Source organism: Sanguibacter sp. HDW7, assembly GCF_011300875.1.
In the GTDB taxonomy this organism is placed as follows: Bacteria; Actinomycetota; Actinomycetes; order Actinomycetales; family Cellulomonadaceae; genus Flavimobilis.
This window is the reverse complement of sequence record NZ_CP049862.1, coordinates 2923388-2936480: the sequence shown is the minus strand read 5'-3', so window position 1 is coordinate 2936480 and position 13093 is coordinate 2923388. Positions and strand designations below refer to the sequence as shown.

General features: G+C 72.1%; 11 protein-coding genes. 8 read left to right on the top strand and 3 right to left on the bottom strand.

Annotated elements, in window-relative coordinates; all coding sequences use genetic code 11:
- The first annotated feature begins 98 nt into the window (after positions 1-98).
- From G7063_RS13255 to G7063_RS13245, 3 genes are all read left to right on the top strand, one after another.
- Positions 99-740: a hypothetical protein gene (locus tag G7063_RS13255; RefSeq protein WP_240916097.1), complete on the top strand. Its 642-nt coding sequence runs from the start codon at positions 99-101 to the stop codon at positions 738-740.
- 346 nt (positions 741-1086) lie between these two features.
- Positions 1087-1710: a DUF47 domain-containing protein gene (locus tag G7063_RS13250; RefSeq protein ID WP_166414812.1), complete on the top strand. Its 624-nt coding sequence runs from the start codon at positions 1087-1089 to the stop codon at positions 1708-1710.
- Between the two features lie 6 nt (positions 1711-1716).
- A complete protein-coding gene (locus G7063_RS13245) occupies positions 1717-2721 on the top strand; it encodes an inorganic phosphate transporter (RefSeq protein ID WP_166414811.1) in 1005 nt (334 codons plus the stop codon).
- 162 nt (positions 2722-2883) lie between these two features.
- On the opposite strand, the gene G7063_RS13240 is transcribed toward G7063_RS13245, so the two are convergent.
- The 3 genes from G7063_RS13240 to mshD all read right to left on the bottom strand — a co-directional run bounded on the left by G7063_RS13240 (position 2884) and on the right by mshD (position 7165).
- On the bottom strand, positions 2884-3936 hold the full coding sequence (locus G7063_RS13240; RefSeq protein ID WP_240916096.1) for an NUDIX hydrolase: 1053 nt from the start codon (positions 3934-3936) through the stop codon (positions 2884-2886).
- Positions 3933-6215 carry an RNA degradosome polyphosphate kinase gene (locus G7063_RS13235; RefSeq protein WP_166414810.1) on the bottom strand — a complete coding sequence of 761 codons (2283 nt, stop codon included), beginning with the start codon at positions 6213-6215 and terminating at the stop codon, positions 3933-3935. Before G7063_RS13235 ends, G7063_RS13240 begins: the two co-directional genes overlap by 4 nt.
- A 62-nt stretch (positions 6216-6277) precedes the next feature.
- Positions 6278-7165 carry a mycothiol synthase gene (mshD, locus tag G7063_RS13230; RefSeq protein ID WP_166414809.1) on the bottom strand — a complete coding sequence of 296 codons (888 nt, stop codon included), beginning with the start codon at positions 7163-7165 and terminating at the stop codon, positions 6278-6280.
- A gap of 110 nt (positions 7166-7275) precedes the next feature.
- Here mshD and G7063_RS13225 point away from each other — a divergent pair, with 110 nt between their 5' ends.
- From G7063_RS13225 to G7063_RS13205, 5 genes are all read left to right on the top strand, one after another.
- Complete coding sequence (locus G7063_RS13225) at positions 7276-8649, top strand: efflux RND transporter periplasmic adaptor subunit (protein WP_166414808.1); 1374 nt, start codon at positions 7276-7278, stop codon at positions 8647-8649.
- Positions 8649-9380, top strand: coding sequence for an ABC transporter ATP-binding protein (locus G7063_RS13220; RefSeq protein ID WP_166414807.1), 732 nt, complete (start codon positions 8649-8651; stop codon positions 9378-9380). The genes G7063_RS13225 and G7063_RS13220 overlap by 1 nt, the downstream gene beginning before the upstream one ends.
- Positions 9377-10591 carry an ABC transporter permease gene (locus tag G7063_RS13215; protein WP_166414806.1) on the top strand — a complete coding sequence of 405 codons (1215 nt, stop codon included), beginning with the start codon at positions 9377-9379 and terminating at the stop codon, positions 10589-10591. Before G7063_RS13220 ends, G7063_RS13215 begins: the two co-directional genes overlap by 4 nt.
- A 26-nt stretch (positions 10592-10617) precedes the next feature.
- Positions 10618-11349 carry a hypothetical protein gene (locus G7063_RS13210; protein WP_166412510.1) on the top strand — a complete coding sequence of 244 codons (732 nt, stop codon included), beginning with the start codon at positions 10618-10620 and terminating at the stop codon, positions 11347-11349.
- A 319-nt stretch (positions 11350-11668) separates the two neighbouring features.
- Complete coding sequence (locus G7063_RS13205) at positions 11669-13072, top strand: NAD-dependent malic enzyme (RefSeq protein ID WP_166414805.1); 1404 nt, start codon at positions 11669-11671, stop codon at positions 13070-13072.
- Positions 13073-13093: the final 21 nt, after the last annotated feature.

Genomic DNA, 13093 nt, shown 5'->3' with positions numbered 1-13093 from the left:
TCGTGACACCTCGACGTTAAACCGATTGCTTGCTGCATGCAAACAATATCGGCGTGACGCTCAGCACGCGGACATCGCCGATGACCGACACTGGGAAGATGAACGACGCACCCGGCCCCCGCCGCGCCTTCCGGCGGCCAGCGATGCTCGACCCCGCCGAGGCCGAGCAGATCCCCGGCGGCCACGACCCCGCGCTGCGCGACGAGATCGCGCACACGACCGCCCGCGCCCTCGTCCGCGAGGGCCGCGCGACGGACGACGCCGAGGTCACGGCGCGCATCCTCCGGCTCGTCGAGACCGAGGGCCTCGACGCGGTCGCCGCGCTGTGGGCCGACGCCGCGCCCGTCACGCTTCCCGGTGCCTTGTGGCGGCTCTTCGTCCTGCGCGAGTGGGTCCGCCGCGACGCCCGCACCGTCGGCCTGCGCTACCGCCTCGGCGTCGAACGCACCCCTGTCGCCGAGGTCGTCGCAGGAGCGGCCGGACCGTCGCCCGAGGACATGCGGGCGCTCGCGGACTCCGTGCTCTCGGGCGTGTTCGACGGCGACCTCGCGGTCGCGCTCGAGCGCGCAGCGGCCTTCTGCCGCATCCTCGCGACGGGCGCCGCCGTCGACGCAGACAGCGTCGAGCCGACCGACCCCGCGCGCGGCTCCCGGCTGACGTTCGGCGCCGCGTCGCTCGTCGCGACGGCCGACGACCTCGACGCGGCCGCTCAGCACTGGCGGGCCGACCAGCTCGACTGATCCGGGTGCCGGCACCGAGGCCCTCCCGCGAGGCGTCGCTATAATGGAGGTGCGACGTCGGGCTGCGGTAGCCCCGGGCTCCAACATCAGCCGCTTCGAGCGGCCCCGCGCCGAGAGGCGCTCCCGGTCCGGCGTCGCTCTTTCATGTCCGGGCGCAGACGTCCCGCAGGACGTCTCGTTCCTCACACGCTCCCCGAGCCGTTCGTCCCACGGCCTGCAAGAGCCTGCGTGGCAAGCGCCGAGATTTCCCACGGTCGTCGTCGGGCGAACACCCGGACAGTTGCGTGTTCACGGTGGCGGGGGCCTACGCTACGAAGGACAAGGCTGCCTCTTTACGGGAGTACCCGTGCGCATTCCGCGTATCACACCGCGTGACACCACGTTCTTCGACCTCTTCACCGCCTCGGCGGAGCACCTGGTCACCGGTTCCAAGCTCCTCGGCGAGCTTCTCGGTGCCGACCTCGCGGGCCGCAGGGCCATCGCGAAGCAGATGAACGAGGTCGAGCACCTCGCCGACGAGGCCACCCACACGATCATGCGACGCATGAACTCGACGTTCGTCACACCCTTCGACCGTGACGACATCTACGAGCTCGCGTCGGCCCTCGACGACTGCATGGACTTCATGGAGGAGGCGAGCGACCTCATCGTCCTCTACAAGCTCGAGGAGCTGCCGCGCCGCGTCGCCGACCAGGTGCAGATCCTCCAGCGCTGCGCCGAGATCACGGCCGAGGCCATGCCGCGCCTGCGCTCGATGAGCGACCTGCAGGACTACTGGGTCGAGATCAACCGTCTCGAGAACCAGGCTGACAAGCAGCACCGCAAGCTGCTCGCGCAGATGTTCGACGACATCACCGACCCGATCCTCCTCATGAAGCTCAAGGAGGTCGTCGAGATCCTCGAGGAGGCCGCCGACGCGTTCGAGGCCGTCGCGAACACGGTCGAGACGATCGCCGTCAAGGAGTCCTGACCGCTCGTGGACGTCGCACTCGTCTGTGTCATCGCTGCGCTCGCGCTGACCTTCGACTTCACCAACGGCTTCCACGACGCGGCCAACGCGATCGCGACCTCGGTCTCGACGCGCGCGCTCACGCCGAAGGTCGCGCTCCTCATGGCGGCCGTCATGAACTTCGCCGGCGCGCTCATGGGTACGGCGGTGGCTGAGACCATCGCGCACGAGATCATCCACATCGACGACGTGGGCAAGCGGCTCACGCTCGTCGCGGTGCTCGCGGCGCTCGTCGGCGCGATCGTGTGGAACCTCATCACGTGGTGGTTCGGGCTGCCGTCGTCCTCGACGCACGCGCTCATCGGTGGCCTCGTCGGAGCCGGCCTGGCGGGCGGGATCGCCGTCTACTGGAGCTCGGTCGTCGAGAAGGTCGTCATCCCGATGATCGTCTCGCCCGTGGTCGGCTTCACCCTCGCCTTCCTCGTCATGGTCGCCGTCCTGTGGATCTTCAAGAACGTCGCGCCGGCCAAGGCGTCGCGCCGCTTCCGTATCGCCCAGACGGCCTCGGCGGCCGCGATGGCCCTCGGCCACGGCCTGCAGGACGCGCAGAAGACGATGGGCGTGATGTTCCTCGCGACGACCGCGATCGGCGTCACGGAGAAGGGTGACGACATCCCGACGTGGATCATCCTCTCGGCGGCCGCCGCGATCTCGGCCGGTACGGCGACCGGCGGCAAGCGCATCATGCGCACCCTCGGCCGTCGCATCATCGAGCTCGACCCGGCGCGCGGCTTCGTCGCCGAGTCCGTCTCCGCGATCGTCCTCTACCTCAACGCGTTCTGGCTCCACGCGCCCGTCTCGACGACGCACACGATCACGACCGCGATCATGGGTGTCGGCGCGACGAAGCGGCTCTCCGCCGTGAGGTGGGGCGTGGCGAAGTCCATCGGAGCGGCGTGGGTTCTGACGATCCCGGCCGCGGCCGGTGTCGCGGCGCTCGTCTTCTGGGCGCTCCACCCGCTGCTCGGCTAGCCCGGGCACCCAGCACGGACGGACGGCTCCCCACCCCGCGAGGGTGGGGAGCCGTCGTCGCGTGCGGCGGTCGACACGCAGCCCGACGGATTGACGCAGTCCCACCGTTCGACGGGGGGAGAGAGTCAATCCGTCGGACAGTGGGGGACGCGCGGAGTCGGGTCAGGCGACGCCCGCGCGGTTGCCGAGGATGCTCGCGTGCAGGTGGCTGCGGGAGATCTCGACGGCGACGACGCGCGGCCCGTCGGCCCTCGGCGCGACGTGCGCGACGAGCAGCTCCCCCGGCTTGAGGAACGGGTCCTCGCCCGGCAGCTCGGCGCGCACGCTGCGACGCGCGTGGAGACGCAGCGCCTTGAGGACCGTCGGGAGCACGGGCCGGTGCGTGCAGAGCACGGACGCGACGGGGTCCTCGAGGAGGCGCTCGACGACGTCCCGAGCGTCCCGCGGGTCGTCCGCGTGCGCGAGCTCGGTGAGGTCGAAGCTCAGACCTGCGGACAGGCCCGTCGCGCGTGCGTACGGCGCGACGGTGTCGGTGCAGCGCAGCCACGAGCTCGAGACGATCTGCGCGGCGCCGTACGCCGAGAGGATCGGCACGATCGTCGCGGCCTGCAGGTAGCCGGCGGGCGTGAGCGGCCGGTCGTCCTCGCCGCCCGCCCACGCGCTGCGCTTGCGGGCGCGCGCGTGCCGGGCGACGACGAGCGCGTGCGTCGCGAGACGGTCCTTGGCGTGCGCGTGGACGAGGGCGTCGAGCGGCTCGCGGTCCGTCGTGCGCGTGAGTCGTTCGCGCGCCGCGTCGACGTCGAGCCACACGACGTCGTCGATCTCGGTGGGGTCGACGGGCGCGACGGGCGGACGCACGCGCACGGCGGGGGCGTCGACGTCCGTCGCGCGCCGCGCCGCCCAGTAGTGGACGCGCTTGAGCCGGCCCTCGGGTGTGCGGTAGCGCTGCATGGGCAGAGGCACGCCGAGGACCACGGGCCGGCCGGTCTCCTCGGCGACCTCGCGCACCGCGCACTCGCGCAGCGTCTCGCCCGGGTCGAGCTTGCCCTTGGGCCACGACCAGTCGTCGTACCGTGGCCGGTGCACGAGCTGCACCTGCACGCGGCCCTTGCGCTCGCGCCACACGAGGGCGCCCGCCGCCTCGATAGCGGGGCGACGGACGGACTCGCCCGTGTCGAGCAGGCTCGAGCCCGACGGCACGGTCGACGCGTTCACCGGCGCCGGCCCATCCCCAGGCGACGTCGCTGCCGCGAGATGAGCGTGCCCTGGAGGTCGCGCAGCGGCGCTCCTTCGGCGTCGAGGTGGTGCCGCACCCACGTGCCGTCCGGGCCGAGGTGCCACGACGCGGTGCCGTCGTCCATCGACGTCTCGAGCATCTCGACGAGGTTGAGGACCTGCTCCTCGTCGATGATCGACACGAGCGCCTCGACGCGGCGGTCGAGGTTGCGGTGCATGAGGTCGGCCGAGCCGATGAGGACGTCGGGCGCGCCGTCGTTGCCGAACGCGAAGATCCGCGAGTGCTCGAGGAACCTGCCGAGGATCGAGCGCACGCGGACCGTCTCGGAGAGCCCGGGCACCCCCGGCCGCACGGCGCAGATGCCGCGGACGACGAGGTCGACGTCGACGCCCGCCTGCGAGGCGCGGTAGAGCGCGTCGATCGTCGCCTCGTCGACGATCGAGTTGACCTTCATGCGGATCCACGCGGGACGCCCCTCACGAGCGATCGCGGCCTCGCGGTCGATGCGCTCGACGAGCCCCGTCCGCACCGAGCGCGGCGCGACGAGCAGCCGCTGGAAGCGCGAGCGCGGCGCGTAGCCGGAGAGCTGGTTGAAGAGGCGCGAGAGGTCCTGGCCGACGTCGGGGTCGCACGTGAGCAGCCCGAGGTCCGTGTAGAGGCGCGCCGTCTTGGGGTTGTAGTTGCCCGTGCCGACGTGGCAGTAGCGACGCAGGCCGTCGGCCTCCTGCCGCACGACGAGCGAGAGCTTGCAGTGCGTCTTGAGACCGACGATCCCGTAGACGACGTGGACGCCCGCCTGCTCGAGCTTGCGGGCCCACGAGATGTTGTTCTCCTCATCGAAGCGCGCCTTGATCTCGACGAGCGCGAGGACCTGCTTGCCGGCCTCGGCCGCGTCGATGAGAGCGTCGACGATGGGGGAGTCGCCCGACGTCCGGTAGAGCGTCTGCTTGATCGCGAGGACCGACGGGTCCGCCGCGGCCTGCTCGAGGAACGTCTGCACCGACGTCGAGAACGAGTCGTACGGGTGGTGCAGGAGGATGTCGCGGGTGCGGATCGCCTGGAAGACGTCCGTCGGCGTCGCCGACTCGACCTCCGCGAGGTACCGGTGCGTCGTCGGCACGAAGCGCGGGAACGAGAGGTCGGGGCGCTCGATGTCCGCGATGACGTTGAGGCCCGTGAGGTCGAGCGGCACGGGCAGCTCGTAGACCTCGTCGGGCTCGACGCCGAGCTCCTTGAGGAGGAGCTTACGGATGCGGGGTGTGACGTCGGGCGTGAGCTCGAGGCGCACGGGCGGCCCGAAGCGACGCCGCAGCAGCTCCTTCTCCATGGCCTGCAGGAGGTTCTCGGCGTCGTCCTCCTCGACCTCGACGTCCTCGTTGCGCGTCACGCGGAAGAGGTGACGCTCGACGATCTCCATGCCGGGGAAGAGCTGGTCGAGGTGCTCGGCGATGACGTCCTCGATCGGGACGAAGCTCGTCTCCTGCGCCGCGGCGACCTGCGTGTCCGGCGCGGACGGACGACCGCGGGAGTCGACGGCGACGAAGCGCGGGAGGATCGGCGGCACCTTGACGCGCGCGAAGTGCTCCTTGCCGGTCGCCGGGTTGCGCACGAGCACCGCGAGGTTGAGCGAGAGCCCCGAGATGTAGGGGAAGGGGTGCGCCGGGTCGACGGCGAGCGGCGTGAGCACGGGGAAGATCTGCTTGCGGAAGTACTTGCGCAGGCGCTCCTGCTCGGTCGTCGAGAGGTCGTCCCAGCCGACGATCGTGATGCCCTCGTGCGCGAGCGCGGGCTGCACCTGCTCGGTGAAGACCCGCGCGTGACGCTCGGTGAGGACGTGCGCGCTCTCTGCGATGCCCTCGAGCACCTGGCGCGGCGTCTGGCCAGACGCCGACGGCACGGCGATGCCCGTCGCGATGCGGCGCTTGAGGCCGGCGACGCGCACCATGAAGAACTCGTCGAGGTTGGACGCGAAGATCGCGAGGAAGCGCACGCGTTCGAGCAACGGCGTCGCCGGGTCCTCGGCGAGCTCGAGGACCCGCTGGTTGAAGGCCAGCCACGACAGCTCGCGATCGGCGAAGCGGTCGTCGGGCAGGGGCTCGAGCTCGACGTGGTCGGCGGGCTCCGCGGGCGCGGCGGCGGGCTCGGCGATGTGCTCCGCGATGTGTGCCGCGAGCTCGGGGTCGAGCGGGATCGTCGGCACGGTGCGCGCCGCCTGGGCGGGCTCGTCGGGGACGGTCGGGGCGGTCGCGTCGTTCATGGCAGACATCGTGGCACCTTCGTGCGTCGTCGTGGTGGCTCGGGGATGGTCGGAGGGTGGCGTCAACGGGTGGCAGGGGTGCCACGCACGAGGACGTGGCGGTCGGCGAGGTCGAATCCCGCGCGGCGGTAGACGTTGACGGCGCGCAGGTTGTCGCCGTCGACGTAGAGGAGGGCGCGCGTGCAGCCGCGCTCGGCGAGGTGCACGAGCGCGGTCTCCGTGAGGAGGTGGCCGAGGCCGCGGCCCTGGTGCCCCGGGTCGACGGCGACGACGTAGAGCTCGCCGTCCGCGCCGACGACCTTCGTCCACACGAACGCGGCGAGGCCGTCCGGCCCGTCGACGAGCAGGAGGTCGTCCGCGCGGAACCACGGCTCCGCGATGCGCGCGTCGAGATCGGCGCGCGTGAGCCGGCCCTGCTCGGGGTGGTGGGCGAACGAGCGCGCGTTGAGCTCGACCCACGCGTCGGCGTCCTCGGGCGTGAACGTGCGGACCGAGTAGCCCTCGGGAGGCGTGGGGCGCGCGGCCAGCCCCGTGACCGGACGGTCCATGACGAAGAGCTCGCGCAGCGTCTCGAGGCCGTGGTGCTCCGCGAACGCCTGCGCGCCCGTGCCGTGACCGTACGCCCACAGGCCGAAGCCGCCGGGTGCGAGGTCACGCAGCGCGCCGAGGATGCTCGTGCCCAGGCCCTGGCGGCGCGCGTCGGGGGAGACCGCGAGCTCGGCGGTCGGCGGATCGCCCGCCGGGTCGAGCTGCGCGTATGCGACGAGCGCGCCCGCGTCGTCGTGATGCAGGACGTGGACGACGTCGTGGTGGTCGGCCGTGAGGTTGAGCAGCGGCTGCTCGGAGATCGGCGGGACGCCGTCGGCGAGCGCGGCGGCGGCGGCGAGCGCGCGCACCTCGGCCGCGACGTCAGTGTCGAGCGGCCCTCGGACCGTGAGGTTCGAACCCATCCCCCCATCCCATCACACCCGGGCCCGCGTCCCGACCCGGCGCGGAGGTCGCAGCGAACGCACAGCGAAGTCGAAGCATCGTCCCAGGTCGACGGAGGAATCTTCGGCGTATGAGACGTCGCCTCCTTCATGTGTTCCTCGTGCTTGTCCTCGTCGCCGTCGTCGGCGGCACCTGGTGGGTCCTGCGCCCCGACGACGGGACGACAGCCACGGCCGACGGCACGACGACCCGCACGACGACCGCCACGACCGGCACGGTCACGGCGACGATCGCCGCGCAGGGCACCCTCTCCTCGGGGAAGGTCACCGAGGTGTCGTTCCCGGTCGCCGGCACGGTGAAGACCGTCAAGGTCAAGGTCGGCGACGCCGTGACGAAGGGCGACGTGCTCGGCACGATCGCGTCCGACGACCTCGACGACGCGCTCGACGCCGCACAGGAGGCCCTCGACGAGGCCGCCGCCCGCGTGAGCTCGGCGAAGCTCGAGGTCACCGCGGCGAACCAGTCCGTCTCGGAGGCGCAGGACGCGTACGACGACGCCGTCGCGTCGGCCAAGGCGGCGGCGAAGGCAGCCAAGGTCGCGGAGAAGTCCTCGAGCACGACGACGCAGCGCGCGAGCTCCGGCTCCGACCAGCAGAGCACGACCCCGACCACGACCCAGACCCCGAGCAAGGCCGCGATCACCCAGGCGAGGGCGAAGGTCGTCACCGCGTCGTCGTCGCTCTCGAGCGCGCAGACGAGCTACACGAAGGCCGTCGCGGCACGCGACGAGGCGCGGGACGCGCTCGACGACGCATCGCTCGCATCGCCCGTCACAGGCCTCGTCACAACGGTCGGCGGGGTCGTCGGGCAGAGCACGGGCCCGTCGTCGGGAGGCTCCGGCGGGGGATCAAGCGCGTCGACCGCGTTCGTCACCATCTCCTCGGTGCGGAGCATGGTCGTCGCGGCGACGTTCGACGAGGCCGACGCGGCCCGGCTCGACGTCGGCCAGGCGGCGACCGTGACGTTCCCCGCCGTCGACGACGTCTCCGCCGCCGCGACCGTCACGGCCGTCGACCCCGTCGGCTCGTCCTCCGGATCCGTCGTGACCTTCGGCGCGACGATCACGCTCGACGACATCCCGGACGGCGTGCGCCTCGGCCAGACGGCGGCCGTCACCGTCGTCACCGACGAGGCCACCGACGTCGTCACCCTGCCCTCGCAGGCCGTGACGGTCACGGGCACGTCAGGCACGGTGACGGTCCAGACGACCGACGGCACGACGGAGACCCGCACTGTCGAGGTCGGCGTCCAGGGCGACACCGCGACCGAGATCACCTCGGGGCTCGCCGCGGGCGAGACCGTCGTCGTCTCGATCGACACGTCCGTCGGCACGACGAGCTCGACGACGAACCAGCGTGGCCAGGGCAGCTTCAGCGGTTTCCCGGGCGGCGGGCAGGCGCCGTCCGGCAGCATGCCCGGCGGCGGCTTCCCCGGGGGCAACTGATGGCGGTCCTCGAGCTGCGCGACGTGCGACGCACCTACGGCACCGACGGCGGAGAGGTGCACGCGCTCGACGGCGTCGACCTCACGATCGACGAGGGCGACCTCGTCGCGATCATGGGGGCCTCGGGCTCCGGGAAGTCCACGATGATGAACATCCTCGGCTGCCTCGACGTCCCGACGTCCGGCACCTACCTGCTCGACGGCACGGACGTCACGACCCTTCGCGAGAGCGAGCTCGCCCGCGTGCGGGGTCGCCGCGTGGGCTTCGTCTTCCAGGCGTTCAACCTCGTGCCGCGCATGAGCGCGCTCGCGAACGTCGAGCTGCCCATGGCGTACGCGGGTGTGCGGCCGGCCGAGCGGCGGCGGCGTGCACGTGCGGCGCTCGAGCTCGTCGGGCTCGGCGACCGTGCGACGCACGCGCCGAACGAGCTCTCGGGCGGCCAGCAGCAGCGGGTCGCGGTCGCGCGCTCGCTCGTCAACGCGCCGCGGCTCGTCCTCGCCGACGAGCCGACGGGCAACCTCGACTCGCGCTCGACCGCGGAGGTCCTCGACATCTTCGGCCGGCTCAACGACGGGGGCCGCACGATCGTCCTCATCACGCACGAGGACGAGGTCGCGGCGGCCTGCCGCCGCGTCGTCCGCATGCGCGACGGCCGGATCGTCGCCGACGAGCGCACCGACGGCCTCGCGCCCGGCGCGAACCTGCTGCGCACGCAGGAGGCTGTCGCATGAGCCCGCTCGAGATCGTCCGGTCCTCGCTGCGCGGCATCGGCGCGAACCCGCTGCGCTCGTGCCTCACGCTGCTCGGGGTGCTCATCGGTGTCGGCTCCGTCATCCTCCTCGTGGGCGTCGGCAACGGGTCCGCGCAGGCCGTGCAGGACCAGATCGGCTCGCTCGGGACGACGACGATCACGGTGCGGTCGTCGACCTCGTCAGGCGGTCGAAACGCCGTGCAGGACCAGACGCTGACGACCGAGACGGTCGACGCGATCGCCGCATCCGTCACCGAGGGTTCCTCGCCGTCGATCGCGACCGTCGTGCCGCAGGTGACGAGCTCGGCCACGGTCGTCGTCGGCTCGACGACGTCGAGCGTGCAGATCGTCGGGACGACGCCCGACTACTTCGAGGCGACCGCGTGGCCCGTCGCGCTCGGCCGTGGCTTCACGCAGAACGACCTCGACCTCTCGCGGCGCGTCGTCGTCCTCGGCGCGCAGGTCGCCGAGGATCTCTTCGGCGACGACGACCCGGTCGGGCAGAGCGTCGTCGTCGGCTCGACACCCTTCGTCGTCGACGGCGTCATGGCCGCGAAGGACTCTGCGGGCACGTCGTCGACGAACGACCTCGTCGTCATGCCGCTCACGCGCGTCGAGCGCACGTTCACGGGTTACGGCGGCCTCTCGGCGATCACGCTCACCGCGACGGACGCGGACACGGTCGACGCGGCGATGGCCGAGGCCACGTACGTGCTCGACGAGGCCCTCGGCGTCGCCGCGGGAGCCGACGCGCCCTACACGATCTCCAGCCAGTCGCAGCTGCTGTCGACGGCGACGTCCGCGACCGCGACGTTCACGTCGATGCTCGCCGCCGTCGCTGCCCTCTCCCTGCTCGTCGGCGGCATCGGCGTCACGAACATCATGCTCGTCACCGTCACCGAGCGGACGCGCGAGATCGGCATCCGCAAGGCCCTCGGCGCGACGCGCGCCGCGGTCCTCGGGCAGTTCCTCCTCGAGGCGTCCCTGCTGTCGCTGCTCGGCGGTGCGCTCGGCGTCCTCGGTGCGTGGATCGGCTCGCAGTTCACGATCCTCGGCACGAACCCCGTCATCGTCCCGTCCACCGTCGTCCTCGCGCTCGCCGTCTCGATCGGCATCGGCGTCGTCTTCGGCGGCTACCCCGCGCTGCGTGCGGCTCGCATGCGGCCCGTCGACGCCCTGCGTCACGACTGACCCCCACCCCAGATCTGGAGACCACCATGTCCGAGAGCCCGACCCAGCCCCCTGTCCAGCGCCAGCCCCCTGTCCAGCCTCAGCCCGCAGCGCCTCAGCCCGCCGCGGTGCCGCCGACGCCCGAGCAGCTGCTCGCGGCACCGCCCGCGACCCTCGCGGCCGAGCCCGTCGTCCCGGCCGGGCCGCGCCGCCGGCCGTCGCTCACGACGGTCCTCATCGCGTCCGTCGCGGGAGTCGCGCTCTTCGCGGGCGGCACGCTCACCGGCTACCAGCTGGGCAAGGGCTCCGACGACGGCCGCGGCTCGCGCGGCAACATGCAGGGCTTCCCCGGGGGCGGGCAGGGCTTCCCCGGCGGGTCCGGCGACGACGATGGCAACGGTGGCAACGGTGGCAACGGTGGCAACGGTGGCAACGGTGGCAACGGTGGCAACGGTGGCAACGGCGGCAACGGTTCCGGCCGGCCCGGCCGTGGGACGTCGGGCAAGGTTGCGAGCCTCGACGGCACGACGTTCACGGTGACGACCGACGACGGCGGGACCGTCACCGTCGACGCGGCCGACGCGACCGTGACGACCGTGGATGCGGGGGCGGTCGCGGACCTTGCCGTCGGTGACACCGTGACGGTCATGGGGTCGACGAGCGACGGAGGCGACGTCACCGCGACGAGCGTCCTCGCCGGGTCGGTTGCGGACCTCGGGTTCGGTCTCGGGGCCGGCACGATGCCCGGGGCGGTGCCGAGCGCTGGCTCGAACGGCTGAGACGACGAAGGCCGCCCCGGAAGGCGACCCAAGAACCGACTCTACCCGCTCAGGGACCACCTGCCCAGGGGCCTCGGTCCCTGGGAAACCGCAGGATCCTGCGGCAGACTCAGTATCACAACAGCACACCGGAGCAGGCAGGACCCACGAGCGACCAGTCCACGCATAGGACCTGTGGTTCCGACCCCGTCGGGTCGTCCACAGACTTTCCTCGCCTGATACCCCTGCTCCAGCTGGCCGGACGGCGACCTCACTCGGGGTCGCCGTTCGTGCTGTGCCGGCGCGTGCGCACCGAGCGTGACCTGGGTCACAATGGGGCATGAGCCCCGCACCGAGCGTCTCGTCGTCCATCACCGCACGACTGCGCGTCGAGGCGCGGCCCACGGTGGTCAGCGAGCTGACGACGGCCGTCGAGCAGCACGGCGGGCTCGTCACCGGCATCGACGTCACCGAGTCGGGCAGCGTGCGCATGACGGTCGACCTCACGTGCGCGACGAGCGGCGACGCGCATGCGCAGGAGATCGTCGAGACGCTCCGTCACGTGCCGGGCGTCGAGGTCGACCGGGTCTCCGACCGCACGTTCCTCATGCACCTGGGCGGCAAGCTCCGCATCGAGCCGACCGCCCCCATCCGCAACCGCGACGACCTCTCGATGATCTACACGCCGGGCGTCGCACGCGTGTGCGAGGCGATCGCCGCGCGGCCCGACGACGCCCGCCGCCTGACGATCAAACGCAACACGATCGCCGTCGTCACCGACGGCACGGCCGTCCTCGGCCTCGGCGACATCGGCCCGCTCGCCTCCCTGCCGGTCATGGAGGGCAAGGCCGCGCTCTTCAAGCGCTTCGCGGGCATCGACGCGTTCCCGATCGCGCTCGACACGACGGACGTCGACGAGATCGTCCGCACCGTCAAGGCCATCGCTCCCGTCTTCGCGGGCATCAACCTCGAGGACATCTCCGCGCCCCGCTGCTTCGAGGTCGAGCGGCGCCTGCGCGACGAGCTCGACATCCCCGTCTTCCACGACGACCAGCACGGCACGGCGATCGTCGCGCTCGCGGCGCTGCTCAACGCGCTCACCGTCGTCGGCAAGCCGCTGCCGGGCGTGAGGATCGTCCTGTCCGGTGCGGGCGCCGCCGGCACCGCGATCCTCAAGCTCCTGCTCTCCGCGGGAGTGCAGGACGTCGTCGTCGCGGACATCGACGGCGTCGTCCACGCGGGCCGCCCCGGCCTGACGGAGCAGCTGCGCTGGACCGCCGAGCACACCAATCCTCGGGGCGTCACCGGCACGCTCGCGGGCGCGCTCGCGGGCGCCGACGTCTTCATCGGCGTCTCCGCGCCCGACGTCATCACGGCCGACGACGTCGCGACGATGGCCGACGACGCGATCGTCTTCGCGATGGCCAACCCCCGCCCCGAGATCGACCCGGTCGAGGCCGCCAAGCACGCGGCGATCGTCGGGACGGGCCGCAGCGACTTCTCCAACCAGATCAACAACGTGCTCGCGTTCCCCGGCGTGTTCCGGGGGCTGCTCGACGCGCAGTCCTCGCGCATCACCGACGAGCTCCTGCTCGCGGCGGCCCGCGCGCTCGCGTCGACCGTCCACCCCGGGCAGCTCAACGCGACGTACATCGTGCCGAGCGTCTTCAACCCGGACGTCACGACCGTCGTCGCCGAGGCCGTCGCCGACGTCGCGCGCCGGACGGGCATCGCGAACGAGTAGGTCGCGCAGGCGACTGCGTCC

Excerpts from the sequence above, each read along its gene's own strand:
- G7063_RS13255 (WP_240916097.1), top strand. The coding sequence starts at position 99 with ATGAACGACGCACCCGGCCCCCGCCGCGCCTTCCGGCGGCCAGCGATG.
- G7063_RS13235 (WP_166414810.1), bottom strand. The coding sequence starts at position 6,215 with ATGAACGACGCGACCGCCCCGACCGTCCCCGACGAGCCCGCCCAGGCG.
- mshD (WP_166414809.1), bottom strand. The coding sequence starts at position 7,165 with ATGGGTTCGAACCTCACGGTCCGAGGGCCGCTCGACACTGACGTCGCG.
- G7063_RS13225 (WP_166414808.1), top strand. The coding sequence starts at position 7,276 with ATGAGACGTCGCCTCCTTCATGTGTTCCTCGTGCTTGTCCTCGTCGCC.
- G7063_RS13220 (WP_166414807.1), top strand. The coding sequence starts at position 8,649 with ATGGCGGTCCTCGAGCTGCGCGACGTGCGACGCACCTACGGCACCGAC.
- G7063_RS13215 (WP_166414806.1), top strand. The coding sequence starts at position 9,377 with ATGAGCCCGCTCGAGATCGTCCGGTCCTCGCTGCGCGGCATCGGCGCG.
- G7063_RS13210 (WP_166412510.1), top strand. The coding sequence starts at position 10,618 with ATGTCCGAGAGCCCGACCCAGCCCCCTGTCCAGCGCCAGCCCCCTGTC.
- G7063_RS13205 (WP_166414805.1), top strand. The coding sequence starts at position 11,669 with ATGAGCCCCGCACCGAGCGTCTCGTCGTCCATCACCGCACGACTGCGC.